At 44.8% G+C, this 23,773-nt stretch carries 17 protein-coding genes and 1 riboswitch; of the genes, 15 read left to right on the top strand and 2 right to left on the bottom strand.

Annotated features, from left to right (window positions below):
- Positions 1-192 precede the first annotated feature (192 nt).
- The 3 genes from KYJ26_RS10405 (at position 193) to KYJ26_RS10395 (ending at position 2,159) form a co-directional block, all read left to right on the top strand.
- A complete protein-coding gene (locus KYJ26_RS10405) occupies positions 193-996 on the top strand; it encodes an STAS domain-containing protein (RefSeq protein ID WP_307513799.1) in 804 nt (267 codons plus the stop codon).
- A 152-nt stretch (positions 997-1,148) separates the two neighbouring features.
- Positions 1,149-1,706 carry a hypothetical protein gene (locus tag KYJ26_RS10400; RefSeq protein WP_219167199.1) on the top strand — a complete coding sequence of 186 codons (558 nt, stop codon included), beginning with the start codon at positions 1,149-1,151 and terminating at the stop codon, positions 1,704-1,706.
- Between the two features lie 120 nt (positions 1,707-1,826).
- The gene (locus tag KYJ26_RS10395; RefSeq protein ID WP_219167198.1) at positions 1,827-2,159 is read left to right on the top strand and encodes a hypothetical protein; all 333 of its coding nucleotides are present in this window, start codon (positions 1,827-1,829) and stop codon (positions 2,157-2,159) included.
- 46 nt (positions 2,160-2,205) lie between these two features.
- Here KYJ26_RS10395 and KYJ26_RS10390 read toward each other — a convergent pair whose 3' ends face one another.
- Positions 2,206-3,057 (bottom strand): STAS domain-containing protein, encoded by an 852-nt coding sequence (locus KYJ26_RS10390; RefSeq protein WP_219167197.1) that lies wholly within the window; start codon positions 3,055-3,057, stop codon positions 2,206-2,208.
- A 180-nt stretch (positions 3,058-3,237) separates the two neighbouring features.
- On the opposite strand from KYJ26_RS10390, the gene KYJ26_RS10385 reads away from it, so the two are divergent.
- The 5 genes from KYJ26_RS10385 (at position 3,238) to KYJ26_RS10365 (ending at position 11,771) form a co-directional block, all read left to right on the top strand.
- Positions 3,238-5,283 (top strand): DUF4179 domain-containing protein, encoded by a 2,046-nt coding sequence (locus KYJ26_RS10385; protein ID WP_219167196.1) that lies wholly within the window; start codon positions 3,238-3,240, stop codon positions 5,281-5,283.
- Between the two features lie 279 nt (positions 5,284-5,562).
- Positions 5,563-7,470: a PTS mannitol transporter subunit IICBA gene (locus tag KYJ26_RS10380; RefSeq protein WP_308807557.1), complete on the top strand. Its 1,908-nt coding sequence runs from the start codon at positions 5,563-5,565 to the stop codon at positions 7,468-7,470.
- An 84-nt stretch (positions 7,471-7,554) separates the two neighbouring features.
- Positions 7,555-9,621, top strand: coding sequence for a PRD domain-containing protein (locus KYJ26_RS10375; RefSeq protein WP_219167195.1), 2,067 nt, complete (start codon positions 7,555-7,557; stop codon positions 9,619-9,621).
- A gap of 5 nt (positions 9,622-9,626) precedes the next feature.
- On the top strand, positions 9,627-10,766 hold the full coding sequence (locus KYJ26_RS10370) for a mannitol-1-phosphate 5-dehydrogenase (RefSeq protein ID WP_219167194.1): 1,140 nt from the start codon (positions 9,627-9,629) through the stop codon (positions 10,764-10,766).
- Positions 10,767-11,123: 357 nt separating this feature from the next.
- Entirely contained in the window at positions 11,124-11,771 is a 648-nt protein-coding gene (locus KYJ26_RS10365; protein WP_219167826.1) for a 2OG-Fe(II) oxygenase, read from the top strand.
- A gap of 43 nt (positions 11,772-11,814) precedes the next feature.
- Here KYJ26_RS10365 and KYJ26_RS10360 read toward each other — a convergent pair whose 3' ends face one another.
- A complete protein-coding gene (locus KYJ26_RS10360; protein WP_219167193.1) occupies positions 11,815-12,774 on the bottom strand; it encodes a DMT family transporter in 960 nt (319 codons plus the stop codon).
- Positions 12,775-12,866: 92 nt separating this feature from the next.
- On the opposite strand from KYJ26_RS10360, the gene KYJ26_RS10355 reads away from it, so the two are divergent.
- The 7 genes from KYJ26_RS10355 (at position 12,867) to KYJ26_RS10325 (ending at position 23,730) form a co-directional block, all read left to right on the top strand.
- Complete coding sequence (locus KYJ26_RS10355; protein ID WP_219167192.1) at positions 12,867-13,457, top strand: helix-turn-helix domain-containing protein; 591 nt, start codon at positions 12,867-12,869, stop codon at positions 13,455-13,457.
- Positions 13,458-13,781: 324 nt separating this feature from the next.
- Complete coding sequence (locus KYJ26_RS10350) at positions 13,782-14,321, top strand: sigma-70 family RNA polymerase sigma factor (RefSeq protein ID WP_219167191.1); 540 nt, start codon at positions 13,782-13,784, stop codon at positions 14,319-14,321.
- Positions 14,302-15,702 carry a DUF4179 domain-containing protein gene (locus KYJ26_RS10345; protein WP_219167190.1) on the top strand — a complete coding sequence of 467 codons (1,401 nt, stop codon included), beginning with the start codon at positions 14,302-14,304 and terminating at the stop codon, positions 15,700-15,702. The genes KYJ26_RS10350 and KYJ26_RS10345 overlap by 20 nt, the downstream gene beginning before the upstream one ends.
- A 101-nt stretch (positions 15,703-15,803) precedes the next feature.
- A riboswitch (Lysine riboswitch) is annotated at positions 15,804-15,980 on the top strand.
- Between the two features lie 114 nt (positions 15,981-16,094).
- Positions 16,095-17,381 (top strand): diaminopimelate decarboxylase, encoded by a 1,287-nt coding sequence (gene lysA / locus KYJ26_RS10340; RefSeq protein ID WP_219167189.1) that lies wholly within the window; start codon positions 16,095-16,097, stop codon positions 17,379-17,381.
- A gap of 109 nt (positions 17,382-17,490) precedes the next feature.
- Entirely contained in the window at positions 17,491-18,360 is an 870-nt protein-coding gene (locus KYJ26_RS10335) for an ABC transporter permease subunit (RefSeq protein WP_257474967.1), read from the top strand.
- Positions 18,360-19,373, top strand: coding sequence for an ABC transporter permease subunit (locus KYJ26_RS10330; RefSeq protein WP_257474966.1), 1,014 nt, complete (start codon positions 18,360-18,362; stop codon positions 19,371-19,373). The genes KYJ26_RS10335 and KYJ26_RS10330 overlap by 1 nt, the downstream gene beginning before the upstream one ends.
- A gap of 643 nt (positions 19,374-20,016) precedes the next feature.
- Entirely contained in the window at positions 20,017-23,730 is a 3,714-nt protein-coding gene (locus KYJ26_RS10325) for a S8 family peptidase (RefSeq protein WP_219167187.1), read from the top strand.
- Positions 23,731-23,773: the final 43 nt, after the last annotated feature.

Genomic DNA, 23,773 nt, shown 5'->3' with positions numbered 1-23,773 from the left:
GACATGTCCTTTGCCTTATTAAAATTGAAGTGGACTTTAGAGCATACTTTTTTCTTTCTTTTATAGGAGGGACATAGTACATTACTCGTATAAGGATAAAAATGATGACTTAAGAGCGGACTATTAAACTATTGAACATCCTTAAAAGAGAGTAGGTCGAATATGCAAGTATCGGAAGAGTTTTATAAGTTTATGAGCGAACGAACGTGGCAGTTGACGGAGAATTGGTACGAATCATTGGATAAAAGCGATCCCACTGGCGTATATGCCTCCCAAGATCTTAAAGTGATCCAGACATTGAAGGAACAGAATCATGCGTTCCACGAACGATTCTGTAACCTTTTTAAAGATGTGGATCAGGATACACTATGTAACTTTGAACACTGGATCGAAGAGATTGCCAAGGACGAAGAACACTTGCAAACTCCTACACATTTCATTCTGAGGGAGTTTTTCAGGACCCAGGATCAATATTTAGATATTTTAAAGGAATTCATTCGTTTGCATGGCAATGATTATTCACTTGATGAACTTGAGTCATTAAGAAATATCATCATCAAAACCTTCAGTCTTGTCATCTCCAAATTTGCAGAAGAAAATTACGAGTATTCCCAAAGACGGTTGAATGCCCAGCAGGAAATGATCAGAGAATTGAGTTCTCCGGTCATTTTGTTGAATAAAAAAACCGGCGTCCTGCCTTTGATCGGTGACATTGATACGGGAAGGGCAAGGTACATCCTTGAGAATACTCTGGCAGAGTGTCTCGATAAAAATGTCGAACATCTTTTCATTGATCTATCCGGGGTCATTATGGTAGACACGATGGTTGCCCATCAGCTGTTTCAAATCATCGAAAGCCTGAATTTAATCGGAGTGAAGAGTACGATTTCAGGAATCCGTCCTGAAATTGCCCAAACGGCCATTCAATTGGGGATCTCTTTTGAAAATATTTCCGTGACCTCCACACTTGAACGAGCGTTGAACGAGCAGGGATAGGGAAAGGAACGAGGGACTACATTCCCTCGTTTCTTTCTTTTTTTATTCTTTTTTAGTTTGAAAGCAATTTATATAGGGAATTACCACCATTATAGAGTGAATTTGGTAAGGTAGTCCCTTAGAGGAATTCACCCCAGAAGGAGGGGACACCCATGAAATACGTTAAAGTGATCAGGTATCATCACTATGGGTTTAAATGTGGATCACCGAAATCTGACTGCGTGGATGAACAAAGAAACCCGTTTTTTATCAACCGCGAGGTGCAAAACCTCTTTCATACGGATCAACCGGTTTACACAACCGAAATAGTGCTGCCCAAAGATGCCGACATGGAGTGGTCCGGCTGTTTCTGTTATTTAGAGGAATACAAAACGCCGACTACAGAGAAGCGGAACATCGGTTTTTTGCCCGAGGAGAGTGTCATATGGGTGAGGAACATGAGCCATATGGATGGAGGAACCCCTTACTACAGCCGATCCGTCCATCCTCTTGTGATGGAAGAACAAGGGGATGAAGGGAGCATGATGACGGATACCTGGGTGAAGATGCGTGTAAGAGATGCATTGGAGCGAACCCGTCTATGGAAGGAGAAGAATACCAAACTACCTGATTGGGTCACAGAATGTTACCTGTTAGAAGATCAGGTAAAGAACCTGATCTACCCTTCTGTACAAGAGAAAGCCATGGAATTTTGGTTGACTAAAAATTAGCACACCGAATTGTCTACCTGAATCACTTTTTTGTTATACTACATAGTAGGGAATCTTATAGTTAAGATAAGATCGAAGTGTAACATACATGTACACTTTCTATGTAAAAGGGGAATTCACTTGAAATTTGAAGAATTGAATCCAGAACTCGTGACACTATGTCAGACAGCCGACCACTTTCATATGGCTGAAACCGTTATCGGCAGTCCCCTGAGAGGCTTGGACATCCTCTCCCTGAAAGGGATCGAGCGCAAGAACGCCCTTCCGACTGATGTGACCAATCTATTGATCATCTACTTCTTCTCAGAGGTGAAGGGAACGGTCTACCACCGTAATGCATTGTCTAAATTATATAATCACTGGGTATCCAATGAGGTGTTTACCTTTACGAAAGCACAACAAATGGTGGAACTGGATATGCAGTCACAGCTGGGTGAAATTGATCGTATATAAAACCGGAAAGAGGTCGGGATCCAAATCGGATCCTGACCTCTTTTGATTATTGACTTGTGCTGATGCTGTATCCAAGCCCCTTCAAAGCTTGAATCAGGGTAGAGTGGATATTTAGGGTGCCAAGTGGGATGCCAAGCTGAACAGCAGTTTGGGCGATGGCCGGCCGGATTCCCGTGATCACTGGATGGACGCCGATTAATGTGAGAGTATTCATCAATTCAAAGATTTTCTGTGCGACCATGGTGTCAATGACAGGAACGGCTGACAGGTCCACCACCAGATGATGGATTTCTTTTTGTACACATTCCTCGAGGGCATGTTCCATAATATATTTGGCCCGGGTTGTATCGATGTCCCCGACAATGGGAAGGATGGCAATGGTTTCAGACAACGATATGATGGGCGAACTTAACTCATTGATCAATCCCATTTGGTCCTTCAGCCTATTTTCATAATGGGTTTTGTAAGAAAGGACGAACGTCTTGATTACTTCATCAAAGATAGAATGATAGGCTCCAATCAATTCATATTGTTCATCCAGATGGAGATCTCCATGATCCATCAGCCAAGTTTTCATAGATTGGAAATAGAGGGACCTGAACCGCTGGAACTGATCGAGCACTTTATCGATACTTGTTCCATCATTTACCCGATCTCTTGCAATTGCTTCCGACCAATCCAACAATTTTTGGGAAATCCTCTTATCACTCTGGATCAATGCTTCTGTTATACATAGGATGAAACTTCCCGACTCTTCCTTCAGCTTATCCTCTGTCTCTTGTGACCCATTCACATTGAAAATCGAAAAGGGATCGACTTCACGCATATCCAGCCATTCCCGGATGATCTCATCCGACTGCAGACGAACGTAATCCATCAACTTGTCTTTTGTTTTCATTTCCACGCCTCTTTCACATCCTAATAAATGACACTTCAGTAAAAAATTATAGATGAGTCTGAAGAGATCCGTCAATCAGATTTCAGAGATTCAATGTGGAATTTTATAGAAAAGGATTGTGGATTTTTGGGAATTTTGAAATAATTAATAGTAGGTAAATGGTAGGGGGGAGAGACAGCTATGGCAAAAGTAGAAACCAGTACCGTAACGGCCAAAGTGATCAACGACAGGGAACTGGAAACGACCCTTGCCCGTGTTGAAGGGGAGAAGCATTCATTGTATGCTCTGGGTCGGGTGTATCTTCAACATCAACAGGAAATAGAAGATGTATTCTACCGAACAATCATCCGATTGTTGAAGGAATCAAAGAAACGTAAGAAGAATCACTCTACCACATCCATCTTTTTTGAGGAATGTCTGGAGATGACAGCGGATTCATCGAGTACGAATGAGGATCAGCCCTTTCACATTTTTCAACATATTCAGGGAGCGGATAAAGAGGCTGTGGCATTGGTGTATGTAAAAGGATGTTCCAAGGAAGAAGCTGCCAATATCCTTGACATCACGGTTGATGAGGTGGAATCCTGCTTATTCTCAGGTATACGGAAGCTTCGGGGGATAATGGGGTTTGGCACGGGATTTTCAGGCTGTGCCAACTATCAGAAGGATTATCTTGATTACTTAGGGAAATCGATGGAACGCCCTGATAAGGTCGAATTTGAAATACATATTTATCACTGCCCGGAGTGTCAAGAGGACCTTGCCTCGTTCCAGGAAGTGACTCTTGCACTTACCGGATTGGCAGAAGGTGAGCATGCTCCTGGAGTGCTTATGGAAAGAGTGAGATCGAGGCTTAAAGAAAGGGAGGAGCGCAGCCAGAAACGTAAGAAGAAACGAAAATCGATCCTGCTTTCCTTTGTAGGTGTATTTTCCCTCCTCATTATGACAGGATTCGTGACTGGAGGGTTTGCCCGCCTCTATTATTCTTATACGGAAGAGAATGAACAGCTTCGCACCTATCTTCAGGAAGGCATAGGGGAAAGGTTGAACCTGGAGGCGGAGAGCGATGGTGTGAAGATCACGATTAAGAGTGTTGTGGCTGATGATGTGCAGACGCTGGTGTTTTATGAAGTGGAGAATGAGAAGAAAGATGAACGATATATGATGAATGCGTATGAAGGCATATACATCGAAAATGAGCGTGACGTTTTGGATATGGATTCGAATACCCAATATTATTCCCCTCCAATTGATCAGAATGACATACATAATGACGAAGAAAATGTGTATAGAGGAACGATGAGCTTAATGCCGGTTTCCATAGACAAGGGAACCATTAAGCTTAATGTGGCAAGGCTCATGCAAGTGCCAAGCGAACCCGAAGAGGGAATGGCCGGAAGGATGGAGTTGAGATTTGCCGAGGGGGATTGGAGTTTCGAGATTCCATTTGAAAAGCAATCATCCCGGGTCCATCAGCTCGATCAGGTGGTGGAAGTAGGCGGGATTCCTGTCCGTTTGGATCAATTGACGATCGCACCCACCACTACCGTCCTGCAATACAGCATTCAAAATGGTAGGAAGAAAGAACGGATAGACAGAATTAACTTCGACTCCATTTCTGTAGACGGAGAAAAGAAAAAAGCAGATATCTTTGGAGCGAATATGTATGTTGAATCCTATGAGCAACAAGAGTGGAACTCCTTTACTTCAAGCTTTGATACTCTCTATTTTGAAAATCCAGGGGAAGTGACTGTTCATTTCGACTCCATACATCTTACAGTCGACGACCGAAAAACGATCGAATTAGGATCTGTCAATGAACTTCCACAAACCTTTCAGTATCAAGGGAACACCGTTACCATCGATAAAATCCAGGTTGGGAATCCTGCACATGTGGAATTGACCCACGATATAAACAAGGAACGGACATATGAAAATATTCAGTACGGATTCTCTAATTTTAATGAAAGAGCTGATGACAATATCTCCGTCGGTATAAGCGGGGGAGACGGTATGCTGATGGACAAGGAAGGGAACTTCCACAAGCCTGAGGAATTTGTCTTCGATCAAGAGGAACAACCCCGCTATTTTGATACAGAACAGACGATTGAATTTTATAATCAGGCTTCCGACGAAGACATCGTGCCGAAACAGCTTGTCATCGAAGGGTACAGCACTACGAAATACGTAGACGATTCGGCTAATGTGGACCTTGAGAAGGATTAATGGTGAAATTGCCTTGCAATCTCTACGAAGGTGAAATTTCCGATGATGAATTCTATCTCAAAGATCAGCCCAAACAGATACCGGACAAAGAGAACAGTGACATGCTGTTCTCTTTTTATCGTGCGCTTCATCATTGGAATATCTGTCAGTAACAGAGAAACAATAGGTTTGTCGCCACCAGAGTGACAAAGTTAGTTTTCATCATGATTGAATCCCACATGCTTTAAGGCCTATCATTAACATAAGAAATCATTATCTATTCATGAAAGGATGAGAGAAGTGGCGCAATCCAATATGAAAGTTGCGGTACAAAAGTTTGGTAACTTCCTCAGTTCTATGGTTCTGCCGAATATCGGTGCATTTATCGCTTGGGGTTTAATTACAGCGTTGTTTATACCAACTGGGTTCTTTCCAAATGAAAGCCTTGCCAAACTGGTAGGGCCGATGGTTACGTACCTGTTACCATTATTGATCGGGTATACAGGAGGTAAGCTCGTACACGACCAGCGTGGTGGGGTCGTGGGTGCCATCGCGACAATGGGTGTCATTGTCGGTGCACCGGATACACCGATGTTCTTAGGGGCCATGGTCATGGGACCACTTGGAGCATATGTCATCAAGAAATTCGACGGAATGATCGAAGGGAAGATCAGAGCAGGATTTGAAATGCTTGTGAATAACTTCTCGGCAGGTATCCTAGGTGGGATCCTTGCGATTCTGGCATTTTTAGGTGTCGGGCCTGCAGTGGATGCATTCACTAGTCTACTTGTGGAAGGTGTTGACTGGCTCGTAGCAGCAGGACTGCTTCCTTTAACCAGTATCCTGATCGAACCGGCAAAGATTCTATTTTTAAATAATGCCATTAACCATGGTGTCCTTTCACCAATCGGACTGGAACAGGTTCAACAGGGTGGAAAATCGATTCTTTTCCTATTAGAAGCTAACCCGGGACCAGGTTTCGGTGTACTCCTTGCCTTCATGTTGTTTGGAAGAGGAACAGCGAAACAATCGGCACCAGGAGCAGCCATCATTCATTTCCTAGGTGGGATTCATGAGATTTACTTCCCGTATGTCTTAATGAAGCCGAAGTTATTCATCTCCGTTATCCTTGGTGGAATGAGTGGGGTCTTTACCCTTGTATTATTAGGCGGCGGACTGGTATCACCAGCTTCACCAGGAAGTATCATCGCGATTACAGCGGTTACCCCTCCTGAAGGAATGGCGTATCTGGCAAACTATGCAGCGATCCTTGTGGCAACAGTTGTGTCCTTCATCGTGTCTGCCATCATCTTGAAATCAAGTAAAGCGACAGACGATGATATTGAAGGTGCAACAAAGAAAATGCAGGAAATGAAAGGCAAGAAGAGTTCTGTTGCCGGTCATGTGAGCAATGGAACACTTCCTGAAGAAGTTAACAAAATCGTCTTTGCCTGTGATGCAGGTATGGGCTCAAGTGCCATGGGTGCGTCCCTTCTGCGTAAGAAAGTGAAAGCGGCAAATCTCGATGTCAGCGTGACCAATACATCGATCAGTAATCTTCCATCAGATGCCCAAGTCGTCATCACTCAGGAAGAATTGACGCCTCGTGCGAAAAATAAACTTCCGAATGCGTATCACATCTCTGTGGATAACTTCCTATCCAGTCCTGAGTACGACAAGCTGATTGCGAGTCTTCAAGACGGAATCACGGATGAACAGGCAGAGGTTGTGGAAGTAGCAGAAGAGGAAGCCGTTAACGCTGAACCGAATGCAGATCATGATGATGATCTACTTCTTGAAGAGAACATCTTCATGAATCAATCATTTGCCACAAAAGAAGAGGCGATCAGGTTCGCCGGAGAAGCCCTCGTCAAAGCAGGATACGTGGAAGAAAGCTATGTAGATGCTATGATTGATAGAGAAGGAATCACATCTACGTATATGGGCAATAATGTAGCCATTCCACACGGTACGGAAGACGCGAAGAAAGCCGTCATCAAATCCGGTTTCACCGTCGTTCAAGTTCCGGACGGCGTGGACTTCAACGGTGAAAAGGCGAAGATGATCTTCGGTATTGCCGGTAAGGATGGAACACATCTTGAAATCCTTTCAGGTATCGCCGTTGTCTGCTCCGAGCAGGAAAACGTCGACCATATGGTTCAGGCGAAAACGGCCAAAGAACTGAAAGACATCATCAACAGCAACTAGAACAATACTTCAGAAAGGCGGGATCCCTGCCTTTCTGTTCTACTTTGTATAAATAAAAGTTATGTAAGGGAAAGAGGGGAAAGGATGTTTATTACTTCAAGAGAAAAATCCATTATTGAATTGATTGTAAAAACATCGGGAAAGCACACCGTATACTCTCTTTCCTCATTTTTGAATGTGAGCGGCAGGACCGTTCAGCGTAATCTGAAATCCATTGAAAGCATATTAAAGGAATATCATTTAGAACTGAAGCGGACGGCCAATGAAGGGCTGTTCATTGACGGAAAGAATGAACATATCTATAGGTTGATCCAGAACCTGGCGGAAGTGAGTCCAACAGACGAAACGCCCGAGGAGCGAAAGTTGAATCTCTTGATCATTCTCGTTCATGAAGGACCTTCGTTTAAAAAACAGGTACTGGCAAACCAGCTGGGAATCAGTGTTACCACTCTCACTTCTTATTTGGATGAGCTTGCCGATTGGCTGCAGAAATACGGTATCACCCTCACACGGAAGAGAGGAGTCGGAGTGGAGATCGAAGCGGATGAGGCGGATAAACGACATGCTTTGGCAAGCTTCTTCCTTGTTTATTTTTATGAAGATATCATCGAGACTCTGTATGGGATGCAAACGGGGAATCAACCTGATGAACAGGTGCTCGGGTATTTCAATCCGGATTATCTAATCGCAGTCGACCAGGTGGTCAGTCACTATCTGGCCCTCGAGCAGACCACGCTCACGGACAGTGATTATATCGGGCTTGTCGTATACACCTGCCTGTCCTTCCAAAGAACGGAAGCAGGCTACAGGCTTCTGTCGTATGATTCTTTGGAGAATCATGAAGCCAATGAATACAAGTTGATGGACTCGATCTGCACGGAGCTGAAGGAAAGACTGTCGGTTCAGATATTCAGTAGCGACGTCCAATTTTTGACGGTCATTCTGAAAGGCTCCAAGGTGCAGGACCCAGATGCCGTATATTATGACAGCATCCTCCTGGGTCATCTCATCAAGAATGTCATCAGAGATGTATCGGAGGATCTCCATGTGGATCTGTCAGATGACTTTTCTCTGTTCCAGGGCCTGCTTGCCCATATGGGACCGTCCATCTTCCGCTTGCAGCAGGAGCTGGATCTGTTCAATCCATTAACGGATGAGATTAAGAAAAAGTATCCCGTCTTATTTTTAGCTGTGAAGAAGAGTCTGGAGAAAGAATTCAAGGATATTTCGTTTCCCGATGATGAGGTTGCATTCATCGTTCTGCATTTCGGTTCGGCCATGCTCATGAATGAAGAAAAGGTCCATATCCAGGCCGTTGTCGTCTGTCCGACGGGAATCGGGACGTCCAAGATGCTCGCAAGCCGGATCCAGCGGGAGCTGACCATGATCAACAAGGTTGAAATCCTGTCGATCAAGGACTTTCAGACGGCGGACCTGGATGAGTATGATATTGTCATCTCAACTGTCAGGCTTCCTTTTACGGAAGTGGAGTATATCCTTGTCAGTCCGTTATTGAGTGAAAAGGACATCGGTTTCATCCAAAGCTATCTGCAGAGCAATGTAGAAAAGCTGACGAGGAAGAAATACTTGAGACCTACACAGAAGCAATCAGGAACCGAAGTCAGGGCACTCCTTCAGGAAATCAAGGACGTTCACGCTAGCATGGAAGCCATTCTCACCAATTTCAAGGTGCATCGGAAGCACTCAGCAGGTACTCATGTCAAGATCCTCACTGAAATGGTGGAAGAGGCTGAACGGGATGACCTCCTTCAACATACTAAAGAAGTTGTGCACAAGCTGATGGAAAGGGAAGAAAAGGGCGGACTTGGAATTCCGAACACGAATATGGGTCTCTTCCATTGTCGGGATGACAAGGTGAAGAAACTGATCTTCCAGGTGGCCCATCTCGATGAACCTTGTAAAATCAAGGGGATGGACAGTGTGGAAATGGACATGAAAAGCCTACTCCTCATGCTCGCCCCTGAAGAATTGAGCAGACGGGAACAGGAAATTCTCAGCCTGATCTCGACAAGCTTAATTGAAGATCACCGATCGATGATGATCTATTCGTCCACGAACGAAGCGGTCATTTTAAAGAAATTAGAAGAAATCTTTCTGGACTACTTACAAACTAATTTGATAAAGGAATGATGAAGGTGAAACAAACCGTACATTTTGGAGCAGGAAACATAGGCAGAGGGTTTATCGGAGCATTATTCTCACAATCAGGTTACCACGTGACCTTCGTGGACATCGCCGAGCAGGTGATCAACAAGCTGAATGAAGAAGGACGCTACGAGGTGAAACTTGCAACGGAAACGAAGGAAACGGAAACAATCGAACATGTATCAGGTCTCAACAACCTTCATCAGGAAGAGGAAGTCATTGAGACGATCGGACAATCCACCTATCTGACGACTGCGATCGGACCGAATATCCTCCCACGGATCGCTCCCCTGATCGCCAAAGGGATCGAAAAACGCGTGGCATCTTCGGATGAACCGTTATACGTAATCGCATGTGAAAATCAAATCGGCGCAACGGATATTTTGAAAAAACATATTCTGGACAATCTTGATCAAGAGACGATAGACCAGCTTGAAGGGAAAGTCTTCTTCTTCAACTCAGCCGTGGACCGCATTGTGCCGATGCAGGATCAAGGTTCATTGGACGTTCTCGTTGAACCGTATTATGAGTGGGTGGTAGAGACGACGGAAGATATCCCTCATGTTGAAGGAATGACAATTGTCGAAGACCTTGCACCGTTCATTGAGCGTAAGCTGTTCACGGTGAACACAGGTCATGCGGTCATTGCCTACCTCGGTTATTTAGAAGGGAAATCAACGATTGATCAGACATTAGCTGATGAGAAAGTCGCTGCTCAAGTGAGGGAAACCTTGAAAGAAACAGGGGCTTATCTTGTGAAGCAATATGGTCTTGATGAGAAAGAACATCTGGCTTATATTGAGAAAAACATCGATCGGTTCAAAAATGCGTACCTGAACGATGATGTGACTCGTGTCGGCCGTGCGCCGATCCGTAAGCTTGGTCCGGATGACCGTTTGATCCGCCCGACGACTGAAGCTCAAAAAGTGGGACTTTCTTATTCATATCTTGCTAAAGCGATTGCCGCAGCCCTGTTGTTCGACAATCCGGAAGACGAGCAGGCTATGGAAATCCAGGGCATGATCAAGGAAAACGGACCTGTATATGTGTTGAAAGAAGTGAGTGGCCTTCCTGTGGATAGTGAAATCGTGAAGGAAGTATTGGATCAGTACGAAGGATTGAAGAAATAATATGGTGGACTGCCGAGTGGGATTCGGCAGTCTTTTTTTATGGAGAAACATACGTGTCCTTTCTGTGACACCTCCGAAAAGCACGCCAATCCTACAGTTATCGCGGGTCCCGTCAACTCCCTTATTTTTCATCATGAAAATGTGAAAATAAAGATAGAATTCCCCACATCCCGGGTGTAAAATAGGTAAAAATAGATTCTCATATTTTGACATGCAGGAGGACACAACCGAATAAAATCTACAGTTATGCCGATTGTTGCTATCGTTTTTTCTAGTTTGGAAGAGTGCATGGATGCTTCCACCAATAAAAGAATTCAGAATGTTAAAAATACGATAAGAGGTTGATGAAAGTTGGCAATGGATACTACTGAAATAGCTGTAAAGGAACAAACGATTTTCCACCATACAGGAAATAAGATCAAGACGGAAGACAGGGAGATCCAGATCATCGCAAAAATGGAAGAGCCTCTGGTTGTCGTGCTTGGCAATGTGCTGAGCCATGAAGAATGCGATGAACTCATTCAATTGTCTATGGACCGGGTCGAGCGTTCGAAAATTGGAAATACACGTACAGTCGATGGATTGAGAACGAGCAGCTCTGTTTTTCTGGAAGAAAGTCACGATGTCGTGACACGCGTTGAAAAGCGAGTCTCTCATATTATGAATATACCTGTCGAGCACGGGGAAGGTTTGCAAATCCTGAACTATAAGCCAGGTCAAGAATACAAGGCCCACTTCGATTTCTTCTCGGCATCGGCAAGACCGGTGAAGAACCCGAGGATCAGTACCCTTGTCATGTACTTGAACGACGTAGAGGAAGGCGGAGAAACGTATTTCCCGAAAATCGGTCTGTCCGTATCCCCACAAAAAGGGATGGCCGTTTACTTTGAATATTTCTATGATAATCAGGAACTGAACGACTTGACGTTGCATGGCGGTGCGCCAGTTGTCATCGGGGATAAATGGGCTGCGACGCAGTGGATGAGAAGGCAGATGTTTAAATAAGTGAAAAAGGAGGAGTGTCCCAGGGGTGGGATGCTCCTCCTTTTTAGCTTGCCGATTTTACTTTTTTCATCACGCTGGAATTCATCCGTTTCACATTTAGGGTATGAAGGATCATCCCTGTGATGATCAGGATAATGCCTAGCAGGGCGGTCCCAGATGGAAAAGGAACAGAAAGGATCGAAGCTTCTCCGATGATGACGAACAGGATCTGGGTGGATTGGGTTGCTTCCACTGCTGCAAGCTTCCCTGGGTGTTGCCTCGCCATGTTCGTTGCAAGAAAAAAGAGCGAGGTCGCAATTACGCCGGAGCAGATGGCTACGATAAAGGACTGTGTCACTTGAGACGAATCGGGTGCACCCGTTTTGAAAAGGGCAAAGCATCCGAGGATCAGCCAGAACGGGGTGGTGGCAATCGTCATGCCCAGTACCCGTTGAAACGTATCCAACCTGCCGCCGCAAACCTCCATCATTTTACGGTTTCCGAGGGGGTAGGCGAAGGCTGCGATGATGACAGGAAAGATCCCCGTGAGTATTTCTGTAAGAGACGAGTTGTGAGCATTCTGAAGTTGGATGAACAACACGCCGATGAGAATGATCGAAGAGATGGCGAGAGCCTTTCTTTGAATGGATTGCCTCTTTTTGTTCGGCCCCGTTGTGTAAAAGAGGGGAGCGAGAAGGATCCCCGCCACGATCGTAAATTGCCACGTCCCGGCTACGAGCCAACCCGGTCCGTAAGCAGCCGCATAGGTAAGAGGACCATAAAAAAGAACAAAACCAACAAAGCTCCACATCAGCCATTCAATCGGCTTCTTCTTCATCTCAATCCACACTTGATTTATATTCTTCCTAAAACCTACAATAAGGAAAAGGAAGGGAATCATGAATAGAAATCTCAGAGAGGAACTCCACATCCAGCTTCCGCCGGCCAGTTCCATGGAGCGGTTCAGGATAAAAGTGACAGCAAAAAACATCGATGAAATGATACCTAGAGTCAGTTCTTTCATGAGAAGCACTCCTTTCTGTTGAATATACTATATTTTATTTTATATATATTATAATATACTTTAAATCGTGTTTTATAGAAAGAGGTAGAAAGATGAAAAATGATGGTTTATTGTGGCAGGACCCTGAAAAATTAGCGCAGCATGTTGGATTGACATTAAGGAATATACGCAAAGATCGTGGTCTTCATTTACAGGATCTGGCCGCGATCACTGGTGTCAGCACCTTGACTCTTGGAAAGATTGAAAGAGGAGAGGCCAATCCTTCTTTAACGATCATCTGGAAGATTGCGAACGGCCTATCGATTCCGATTTCTGTTCTGCTTGTGGAGAAACAAGAAGTCCAGATTTCAAGGGTGAATGAAGGAAGCAAAGTAATCAGTGCCAATGACGCACTGACACTTGAGCCCATGTTCACTTCCTCTGGATATAGCTCATTAGAAACACATCGTGCGTTTTTGAAGCCTGAAAGTGAATACTGTGCCGATGCACATCAGCCTGGTGTGATTGAGTTTGTCACGGTCATGGAAGGGAGTGTTTGTGTGAAGGTGCAGGAGGAACGATTCGAGCTTGGTCAATACGATTCGATTAAGTTCCATAGTGATAAGGAACACAGTTATATCAATAAAGGTGATACGGAAGCGGTGCTCCATTTTGTGATGATCTATACAGGACGGGCAGATTGAAGCTTATCGATTGGCGATAAGCTTCTTTTTTAGAGGAAGATGATGAATATTGTTTTTACATGTTTATTTTAGTAGCATTTGGTACCAGGATTCCTTGCACTTTTAAGGGATTGCGTCATTTTCATGGGTGATTGCGTCATTTTTTAAATAATTGCGTCATTTCCGCCTGGGATTGCGTCATTTTAACGATAATCGCGTCATTTTCCCCCTTGATTGCGTCTTTTTGAAAAAAATGTAAATTCCTCATACGGCTACCCACTCCAAAAATTCTCTTGAAACTTTTCCCACCCCACCCGACTCTAATGAATGACAGGAGGTTAACCAATGGATGTAAAACTCGTGAAAAAAGCGATCAAAGGGAATGAACAAGCATTCGAAAAGCTGATCCACTCAGAAAGCGAAAAGCTTTACCGGACGGCATTCCTATATGTAAGAAATAAAGAGGATGCACTCGATGTGGTGCAGGAGACGGTTTGTAAAGCCTTCACTTCCATATCCCGGTTGAAGAATCCGGAGTACTTCAGCACCTGGCTCATCAAGATTCTGATTCATACAGCGTACGCCACGCTGAAGAAGAAAAAGAGAATCGTCCTTACGGGTGATGAATTTCTCGACAGTGCCATCACTTCAGCTGAAGAATCGGATATAGAAGGCAGGATCGATCTGGTTACAGCAGTGGCGTCCTTGAACAATCACTACCAAACCGTCATTATCTTATTCTATTTCCAGGGGCAGTCCATTAAGACCATTTCGGAAACAATGGATACGCCGGAGGGCACGGTAAAGACGTACCTTCGCCGGGCAAAATTAGAGCTAAAAAAACTGTTGGAAGGAGTGAATCAGGTTGGACAGAAAATGGTTTGAGGAAGAATTGGAAAAGATCGAAGTGCCGAAAGACGACCTGTACAGGTCCATTTCTACAGGTATTCAAAAAGGCAGGAAGCATAAGGTACGTAGAAAAAGGCTCAAGGTGAGTGCCGGCATTACCACAGCTGCTGCCTCTATGATTCTCGTCTCTGGATTTCTCTTCTCCCCGGTGAACAATGCGTTGGCCAAGCTTCCGGTACTTGGTGGGATCTATGAAAAAGTCGGTTCCGGAGTCGGGAAAGAACTCTATTCAAGTGATAAAGTCACCGAGGTCAACCAGGCAGCCACTTCCAATGGTGTTGATATCACGATCACAAGCTCCTATTACGATGGGAATGTCATTGGGGTCACGTTTAAGGCGAAAGGTGATGACCTTTCCATTGAACATATGGATGAAGGCAATCGTCCGGTGAGTGGTTACAGCTATCATCTTTTTGATGGGAAGGAGCAGAAACAATGGGGGGCAGGAAGCTCGGGTCTGAAAAAAGATGGAGAAGAATTCATAGGTTCCATCGAATTTTACAAGGATGGAAAAGAACTGCCGGAGGACTTCACCCTTCCATTGACGTTTACCCATATGGCCGATGTGAACGGCACATGGTCCTTTGATGTACCAGTGAAGAGGATTCCTTCCGAAACCATGCAAACAGATGCAAGGACAGTATCACCGGATGGGGAATTTGAGCTGCAGATGACTTCTGTTACGAAAGGAAAAGCGACGACGATACTGGAATATAAGTATACGGTAGAGTCCGAGAAGGATAGCTTAGATCTGATCGTGTTTGATGACCTTGGGAACAGGTTGTCGAAGTCGAGTGCGGAGGTACTTCAAACCAAAGAAGTCCATGGGAAAGTAGAAAAGACGGTAAGGGAGCTCTTTACGAGTAAACTCAATGATAAGGCCCATTCACTGAAAGTACAGGCAGACATGAAGCGAGTGGATGATGATGCCCTCCACTCATTGAAATCAACCATTCCATTTCACATAAAGAGTCCACGTTTCGGTTATCAAATCACAGTAGAAGATATCCAAAACACTAAGGGGAAGGTGACAGTCAATTTCACCATAGACGATATCAAAGAAAAACAATTTCGATATGACATTCTAGAGAATATTGCTCAATTCGTTCAGATGATACCATCTAAAGATATTCATAGAGATGACAAAGATGAACTAGACTATAATAAGATGTTGAATCATATGATCAGAAGTACTGACACGAAGACAATTGATAAAGCTGCTCTCCGTTATCAAATCACTTTTGACTTACCTAAGGATGCTGATCTGGATGACTATTCATTAATCGTTCCATTCGAAAGCTTAAGCCGAAACGATAAGCCGATTGAAATGGCTCCCTTCGAAATTAAATTGAAGTAAACTGAATCCCTGGATACAATTCCAGGGAGTTTCTACTAAAACCAATTGACAACCATTTCAACAGAATGATATAGTTATGCCAATCAAATAAACAGTCACTCTCTGATAATAGAGGCGCGAGTATGAAGAGTACCTTCTTTGAGAATATTGGATTCCGGGATAAGATGGGAAAGGCAGATCGCCGAAGCAGAAAATAGCCAATTCTATTTTTTGTTGGGCCAGCATTGAAGAAATGTTGGACTGTCACAATGCAAAGGTTGTGGAGCACTATTGAAGAGATGTTAATACAGAGTCTTCATCATGTTTCCGTTAACTTTGGTGAAAAACCGTATGAGCATCTGCTTCATACGGTTTTTTTGTGTTTTTTTAGAGAGTCTAAAGGAGTTAAGGATATGAGTACAGTTGATGTGAATGTTCAAGGTGATTTAACCATCGGTGGGATGGGTACAGGTGAGCTGGTCGAAAGATACGGCACGCCGTTGATGGTGTACGATGAAGGGATGGTCCGCGGGAATGCGAAATTGTTCCGTGATGCATTCAATGAAAGTGGTCTCAAGTTTCAGGTGGCGTATGCGAGCAAAGCGTTTCTCTGCAAAGAAATGGTTCGACTTGCAGCACAGGAAAATCTTTCACTGGACGTCGTGTCCGGCGGGGAATTGTATACAGCTCTTGAGGCGGGATTCCCTGCTGACCGGATTCATTTCCATGGGAACAACAAGTCCGAAGAAGAGCTGCTTATGGCTCTTGAAGCGGAAATTGGCTGCTTTGTTGTCGACAGCTTCCTCGAGCTTGAATTGCTGCATGACCTTGCAAAAGAGCGTGAACAGCAGGTTCAAATCCTGATCAGGGTCACACCTGGAGTGGAAGCCCATACCCATGAATACATCACAACAGGGCAGGAAGATTCGAAATTCGGATTCAGCATTTCGAATGGACAGGCAAGTACGGCGATTCAACTAGCCATGAGAAAACCGTACTTCACCTTACTTGGGCTTCACTCTCATATCGGATCCCAGATTTTCGAACAGGATGGGTTCGATCAGGCGATTAAGGTACTTGCTGATTTCATGCAGCGGATGCGCATCGAATTCGATGTGAAGATGCCGGTGTTGAATATTGGTGGAGGCTTTGGTGTCCGCTACACGGAAGAAGATCGGCCACTACCGATCCCGACGTATGTAAAGGGCATTACGGATAGTGTGAAAACGTACTTTTCGAAGAATGAATATCCACTTCCGGAAGTTTGGGTGGAGCCGGGCCGAAGCATGGTGGCTGAGGCAGGTACGACGTTGTACAAAGTGGGATCAAAGAAAATCATTCCAGAAGTGCGGACATATGTGGCGATCGACGGAGGGATGACGGACAATATCAGACCTGCACTGTATCAGGCAAAGTATCATGCGATGCTGGCCAACCGTCCTAATGAGGAATGCACGGAACTTGTGAGCATTGCCGGGAAGTGCTGCGAGTCAGGGGACATGCTGATCTGGGATCTGATGCTCCCACCGACGAATTACGGTGATATCCTGGCTGTGTTCAGCACCGGTGCTTATGGGTATTCCATGGCGAGTAATTACAACCGGATTCCAAGGCCGGCAGTTGTGTTTGTCAAAGATGGCGAATCACGTGTTGTCATTGAGCGGGAGACATATGCGGATCTTGTACGGAAAGATCTATAAGCAAGGAAAGGGTGGAATCCAAAGGGGTTCCACTTTTTTATATGGGATTTTTTGGTTTATTATGGTAATCTATAAAAAATAAGTTTCTATCGTTTCGGAGGGTCACTCTATGTATCTTAAATCTATCGGTTCCATGGCTTTGAAATTTGTCTTCGTTCTTATCGGGATTATCCTTCTGACCGGTCTCATCGGGTTGTTCAATGAAGGAGTGAATCTCAGCTTGAAACAATATTTAATCAATCTTAAAGATATTTCAAGCTCGCTGCTTCATTCAAATGCGATGACCATCACGAATGAAGTGAACAACTCGTATCCGATGTTCCCTGCCTTCTGGGAACCCTATTTTTATTCGGTTTCCATTTTCATCTCTGCTTTTCTTCTTTCTGTTGTCATGGGCATCCTCCTTGCATACCTCACACATTTACTGCCAAGTGCCTGGTCGAAGTTCATCACCCGGGCCACCAACCTGCTGGAATCCACACCCGATATCTTCATTTTGATTGTCATTCAATACAGCGTCATTTTGGTGTTGAAAAAGACGGGGATTTTATTGTTTCCCATCGTCGGATCACAGGAGAAAGTGTATCTGATCCCTGTCCTGACATTGTCCATCTTACCGACGATCATGTTGTTCAGAATTACCTATCTGCTGGTGAACGATGAGTACGGCAAGCCCTATGTCGATCTAATCAGGGGAAGGGGAATGTCCAGGCATGTCATTTTCTTTGTCCATATCCTGCGGAATATCACGTTCAGTCTATTAAATCACTCCAAGTCCATCATTCTCTTTCTCTTGTCATCTCTTATCGTGTTTGAGAGATTGTTCAATATCTATGGGATCACTCATTTTATCCTGTCATTTTCCCAAATGGATGTGATTTGTTTTAGTCTGATCATGTTCTATGTGCCGGTATTCCTGTTGCTCATCCTGATCCGGCTGATCATTGTTAAAAAAACCGGACAAAGGGTGGTCATATGATGCTGAAGAAATTAATGAAAAATCCGGCCTTTTTAACAGGTTTTCTTTTTTTGTTTGGTATGTTTGCTGTAAGTTTGATTTATTACGTGGGATGGGGAAATGAAGTGCCAAAGCTCGACCTTTTGAAAAATGTAGAGGGGGATTACCTAAAGCCTCCATACTCCCCGTTAGAGTATCCTCCGCTTGGGACGGATAATTTTAACCGGAATGTCCTGCTTCTTATCATCGTTGGTGCTAAATATACGATAGGCGCGGCTCTTGTCATCATGTTATGCAGGGTGCTGCCTTCGGTTGTCCTTGGGCTGGTGGTTCATTTTTATTTCAAGCCGTTCAGGAAAATCATCGATAACATAGTGGATGCCGCCAATTATTTTCCTCCTACGTTATTAGCGTTCCTGCTATTGAATTGGATGATGTTGGAGGGCGAGTTGTTTAATCCTGCAGATTTCCCCTATGATTTTTCGGACAAGCTGATGTTTTACCTTGTCATTCTCATTATTATTTCCATTCCGAGCCTGACCCTTTTATTCTCGAATGAGTATGACAAAATCATGAAAGAGGAATTCATCGATAGCTCCAAAGTGTTGGGGGCCACGAAGCGCCATTATATCATGAACCATATCCGGCCATTTATCCTGCCACAGATCCTTCTCGTATCCATCCGTGAATTCATGATCATCATGCTGTTGATTGCGCATCTTGGGGTATTGAAGATTTTTATCGGTGGTGCTTCCCTGGATACAGACGTATTCAACAATCAGGTATTTGTATCACTTTCATATGAGTGGTCAGGTCTCCTTGGAGGCTGGTGGCAATATCTTTGGACCACCTATCCATGGATCTCCTTTATTCCGGTGGTGTTTTTCACTTTGACGATCCTTTCTGCGAAGCTGATGCTGATCGGGGCGACACGTGTGCTGGACACGTTGGGGCAGGATAAAAGGGAGGTTCATGAAGGGAAGGTCAATACCTTTGACGGAAAAGGCCCATTTGATTTCGTTCATAAAGCTTGATGATAGGGTAAAAAAGCTACTCCGGAGATCGTTCCGGGGTAGCTTTTTAGTTTGTTGGGGTAATTGTGATGGAGTGTTAGACGTATTCATCGATCCTATGACCCATCCGTTTGGAACGATAAGGTCCCATTGAGGTGCAAAGGAAGTATAGGTGGATATAGGAAGAATGCTTAAGGTCCTTTTGGGTATAATGATGTTTTCAAGTTGATCCGGCTACAGTGATAGATTTCACCTGTTCTCCCTATGTATCTATCAGAAGATCTGATTTTCTTCTTTTATGAAACATACCAGGGCCTATGGTTGTGTTGTATGAGGATAAATCGCGCTACGCACTCGAAAAAAACATCCCTCTATATCTGCTCTGTGTCAAATGACAGATATTTATTTCACAGTCCCTTTTCCTGCAGACTTACCGGGTCATATTACCTGTAATATAACCCCCATTGAGAAGGGGATATGCAGAGCCTTACAATGCAAGTAACCACATAATCATTCAAACTTCCAAGAGCAAGTCTTCAAAACTGGGACGACTCAAAATCTCTTTAACAGGAGGTGTAGACCGCGCTTCAAGTAGTGCTGTGAAGGACTACATACCATCTTCCATTATTTAATCCCAACAACTTAATAGAATAGGAGAATGTTCATGAAAAGGTTAAACGTGAAACCCCTGCTCTTCGGTTCAATCGCTGCAACGATGATATCAGGCTCTATGGTTCAGGTCGGAGCACAGGGAATCCCTGGTAAAGAAGTCAATGCGGAACCGTCAACAGTAGATGTAAATGCGGCCATCAAAGGAGAGCATACGATCACCCTCATTACAGGTGATGTAGTAAAAGTCTCTACGCTCGACAATGGAAAACAGATCATCAATGTAGAGCAGGCAGATAAAAACGGTGATGGCGTCAGGGTGATGACGATCAAGGATGAAACCTTCGTCTTCCCGAATTCAGCGATGCCTTATATGGCAGCCGGTAAGATGGATGAGGATTTGTTTAACATTACAAAATTAATCGAATATGGCTATGATGACAAAAACACCGATTCTGTACCGGTCATTGTGGAGTACCAAGAAACAAAAGCGAAATCATTCCATGTTGAGCCAAAGGGATCAAAGAAAGTAAGGGATCTGGAAAGTATCAGGGGAGCAGCTCTTTCCACAGAGAAGAAGCAGGCGGAAGCTTTCTGGAATGATATGACGGTTCAAAGTGATGAGAAGCAAGTGACATCAGAATTTAAAAATGGTGTCGATAAAATCTGGCTTGACGGCCGTGTTGAAGCCGCTCTGGATCAAAGTGTTCCGCAAATCGGGGCTGATCAGGCGTGGGAACAGGGGTACACTGGTGAAGGAGTCAAGGTGGCGGTTCTTGATACCGGAATCGACGCAGAACATCCGGATATCACAGGTCAGATTGATGAAGCTGTAAGCTTTGTTCCTGGCGAAGAAGTAAAGGATGTGAACGGTCATGGTACCCACGTGGCATCGACTGTGCTTGGGACTGGAGCGAGTGATGGGAAGTATAAAGGAGTTGCGCCTGATGCTCGTCTAGTAGTAGGAAAGGTTTTGAGTGATCAAGGATATGGTCAGGATTCCTGGATCATCGATGGAATGGAATGGGCATCCGATCATGCCAAGATCGTTAACTTGAGTCTTGGAAGTGATATGCCGAGTGACGGGACGGATCCGATGTCAGAAGCGGTCAATCGCTTGACGGACGAAAATGGAACGCTCTTCGTCATCGCAGCCGGTAATAGAGGTGGAGAAGGGACGATCGGTTCTCCTGGCGCGGCAGATTCAGCTCTAACGGTTGGAGCTGTGGATAAATCGGATGAATTGGCTTATTTCTCTTCCAAGGGACCAAGATATGGAGATATGGGATTGAAGCCGGATCTTTCAGCACCTGGTGTAGGGATCGTGGCAGCACGTTCTCAATATTCAAGTGGAGAAGGGTTGTATAAAAGCTTAAACGGTACATCGATGGCTACCCCACATGTAGCGGGTGCAGCGGCGATTTTAGCGGAGAAGCATCCTGAATGGGATGGGAAAACACTGAAACAGGCTCTTATGAATACGACCAAGAAACTTGATGGGTATCAGCCTTATCACGTTGGGACAGGTCGGGTGGATATTCCGGCAGCACTTGATGCCGATGTAAGAGCGACGGAATCCGTTTCATTCGGCTTTTTCAAATGGCCGCATGATGAGGCAGAGCCGATTGAAAAGGTGGTCACTTACACCAACGATAGCGAGGAGGAAGTGACGCTCGCATTAGAGGCCACTTTTACGAATGTGGAAGGAAAAGAAGCTCTTGCCGGTATGCTGACTCTTTCTCAAGATACCGTGACGATACCAGCAGGTAGAAAAGTGGATGTCAACGTGACCCTCGATCCCACTCTGGGTGAAACGGGCTCCCGCTACCAGGGGTTCCTGACAGCGAAAGCAGACGGAACAGAGCTTGTCCGGACGACGATGGCCATGGTCAAGGAGGAAGAACGCTACCCGTTGACCCTGAATGCAACCGATCGTGATGGGGAGAAAGGTCTTGCTTATGTTGTTCTGTTCAGTGAAAAGATGGAGCCTGAAGCGGTTGCTGTCGATGGAACTCTCGAACTTCGCTTGCCGCCTGGCACGTATTCGGCCATGTCACTGATGGATGTGGACGCAGACACAGATCACATGGGAGTAGCACTTGTAGGAGATCCGGAAGTGAAACTGGATGGACCGAAGACAGTTGAGCTTGATGCACGTAAAGCCAAAGAAATCAAAGTGGTTGTTCCGAAGAAAGCAGAAGCGAACTATAAGCGTCTGGAATATCACCAAACCATCGGAGATATGCCGATGACAAGTCTTTACTTAATGCCGGTGTGGATTGATAAGATGTATGCCGTTCCGACTAAAGAAGTGAAGAGTGGGTATTTTGAGCAGCTGACACGCTGGCGTCTGACAAAGCCGACATTGACGATAAATTTCAAAGGGAAAGAATTGGATGATATTCCACTGGCGGGAAGTACGTTGTTAGATGGGAAGTATAATTTGTCCACAGTCTACGCGGGTAAAGGGGGTTCGGCTGACTTTGACCGCCTCAAAGCGAAAGGAAAAGCCGTTGTGGTTGATCGAAATGCAGAAGTGAGCGTATCTCAACAGGCAACCAATGCTGCCGCAGCTGGAGCGAAACTCTTGATCGTGGTGAACAGTGAAGACAAGGAATTCAGTGTGTATGCTGGAACGGCAGACTATACGGATAACCCGGTAGCCGTTGCAGGTATTAGTAAAAGTGAAGGAGACAGGCTTGTTAAAGCGGTTCGCTCAGGAAACGTAAAATTGAAGGTAGAAGGAACAGTCGATTCCCCATACCTCTATGATTTAATGGATGTGCATGAAGGCTCGATCCCGAAAGATTTGACCTATGAGCCAAAAGGAAAAGAACTGGCGAAGATCGAAACAAACTACACATCACCTGTTGAAACCGATGGAGGGGAATTCCGTTATGATCTCCGTCCACATACCTTTAGGGCTGTAGGTTTCTTACAAAAAGTATCATTGCCAAGCGCCCGTACTGAATATGTATCTGCGATCGAAGGTACAGGTTGGTATCATCAGGCAAACGTCCTCGATGAGACCTGGCAGGTGAGACAACCGCTGATGACATATGATGGAGGAGAGAAAATCTCTGAGAACTGGTTCTCACCAGTCGTTCGTCCAAGTCTTGGAGATGGATACTGGCCTCCGAGAAGACAGGGTAACTCGCTTCAAATCAATGTTCCTGCATGGGCTGACGGTGGGAAAGGGAACACCGGCGGGACGGATTGGGATGTTTCAAACGAAAACCAGACCACCCAGTTATATAAAGGAGATACGTTACTGAAAGAAGGGAAAGGGCAGGCCTTGAATGTTTGGGATATCTTACCGCAAGAACGCACTCAATACCGATTCGTCACAGATGCGAAACGGGATGAGAACCGCTGGAATACCTCCACACGTACCCACACGGAGTGGACGTTCTGGACAGAAGCAACAGAGAATTGGATGGAAGACCTGCCATTCCTGATCCTTGATTATAAGGTAGATACAGATGTGAACGGAGACGCCCTTTTGAATCGTCCAACCAAACTCGAACTTACTGTTGATAAAGTTGAGGGCGCAATTGGTTATGGAAATGTGGAAGGTGCAGCATTAGAAGTGTCATTCAACGAAGGGAAGTCATGGAAGAAAGTGAAGCTTGAGCGTGATGGAGATACGTTCAGAGCAATCATCAACAATCCGAAAAATGCTAAGAATGTTTCATTAAAAGCAAGTGCCTGGGATGATGAGGGGAATAAGATCAGTCAGGAGATTGAGAAGGCTTATGGATTGAGGTAATATTAGTTAGAAAAGATGCCACAGTTTGGGGCATCTTTTCTTT

It is taken from the genome of Rossellomorea orangium (genome assembly GCF_019334305.1).
GTDB lineage: Bacteria > Bacillota > Bacilli > Bacillales > Bacillaceae_B > Rossellomorea.
The sequence above is the reverse complement of the archived record's forward strand: the minus strand, read 5'-3'. Positions and strand labels throughout refer to the sequence as shown.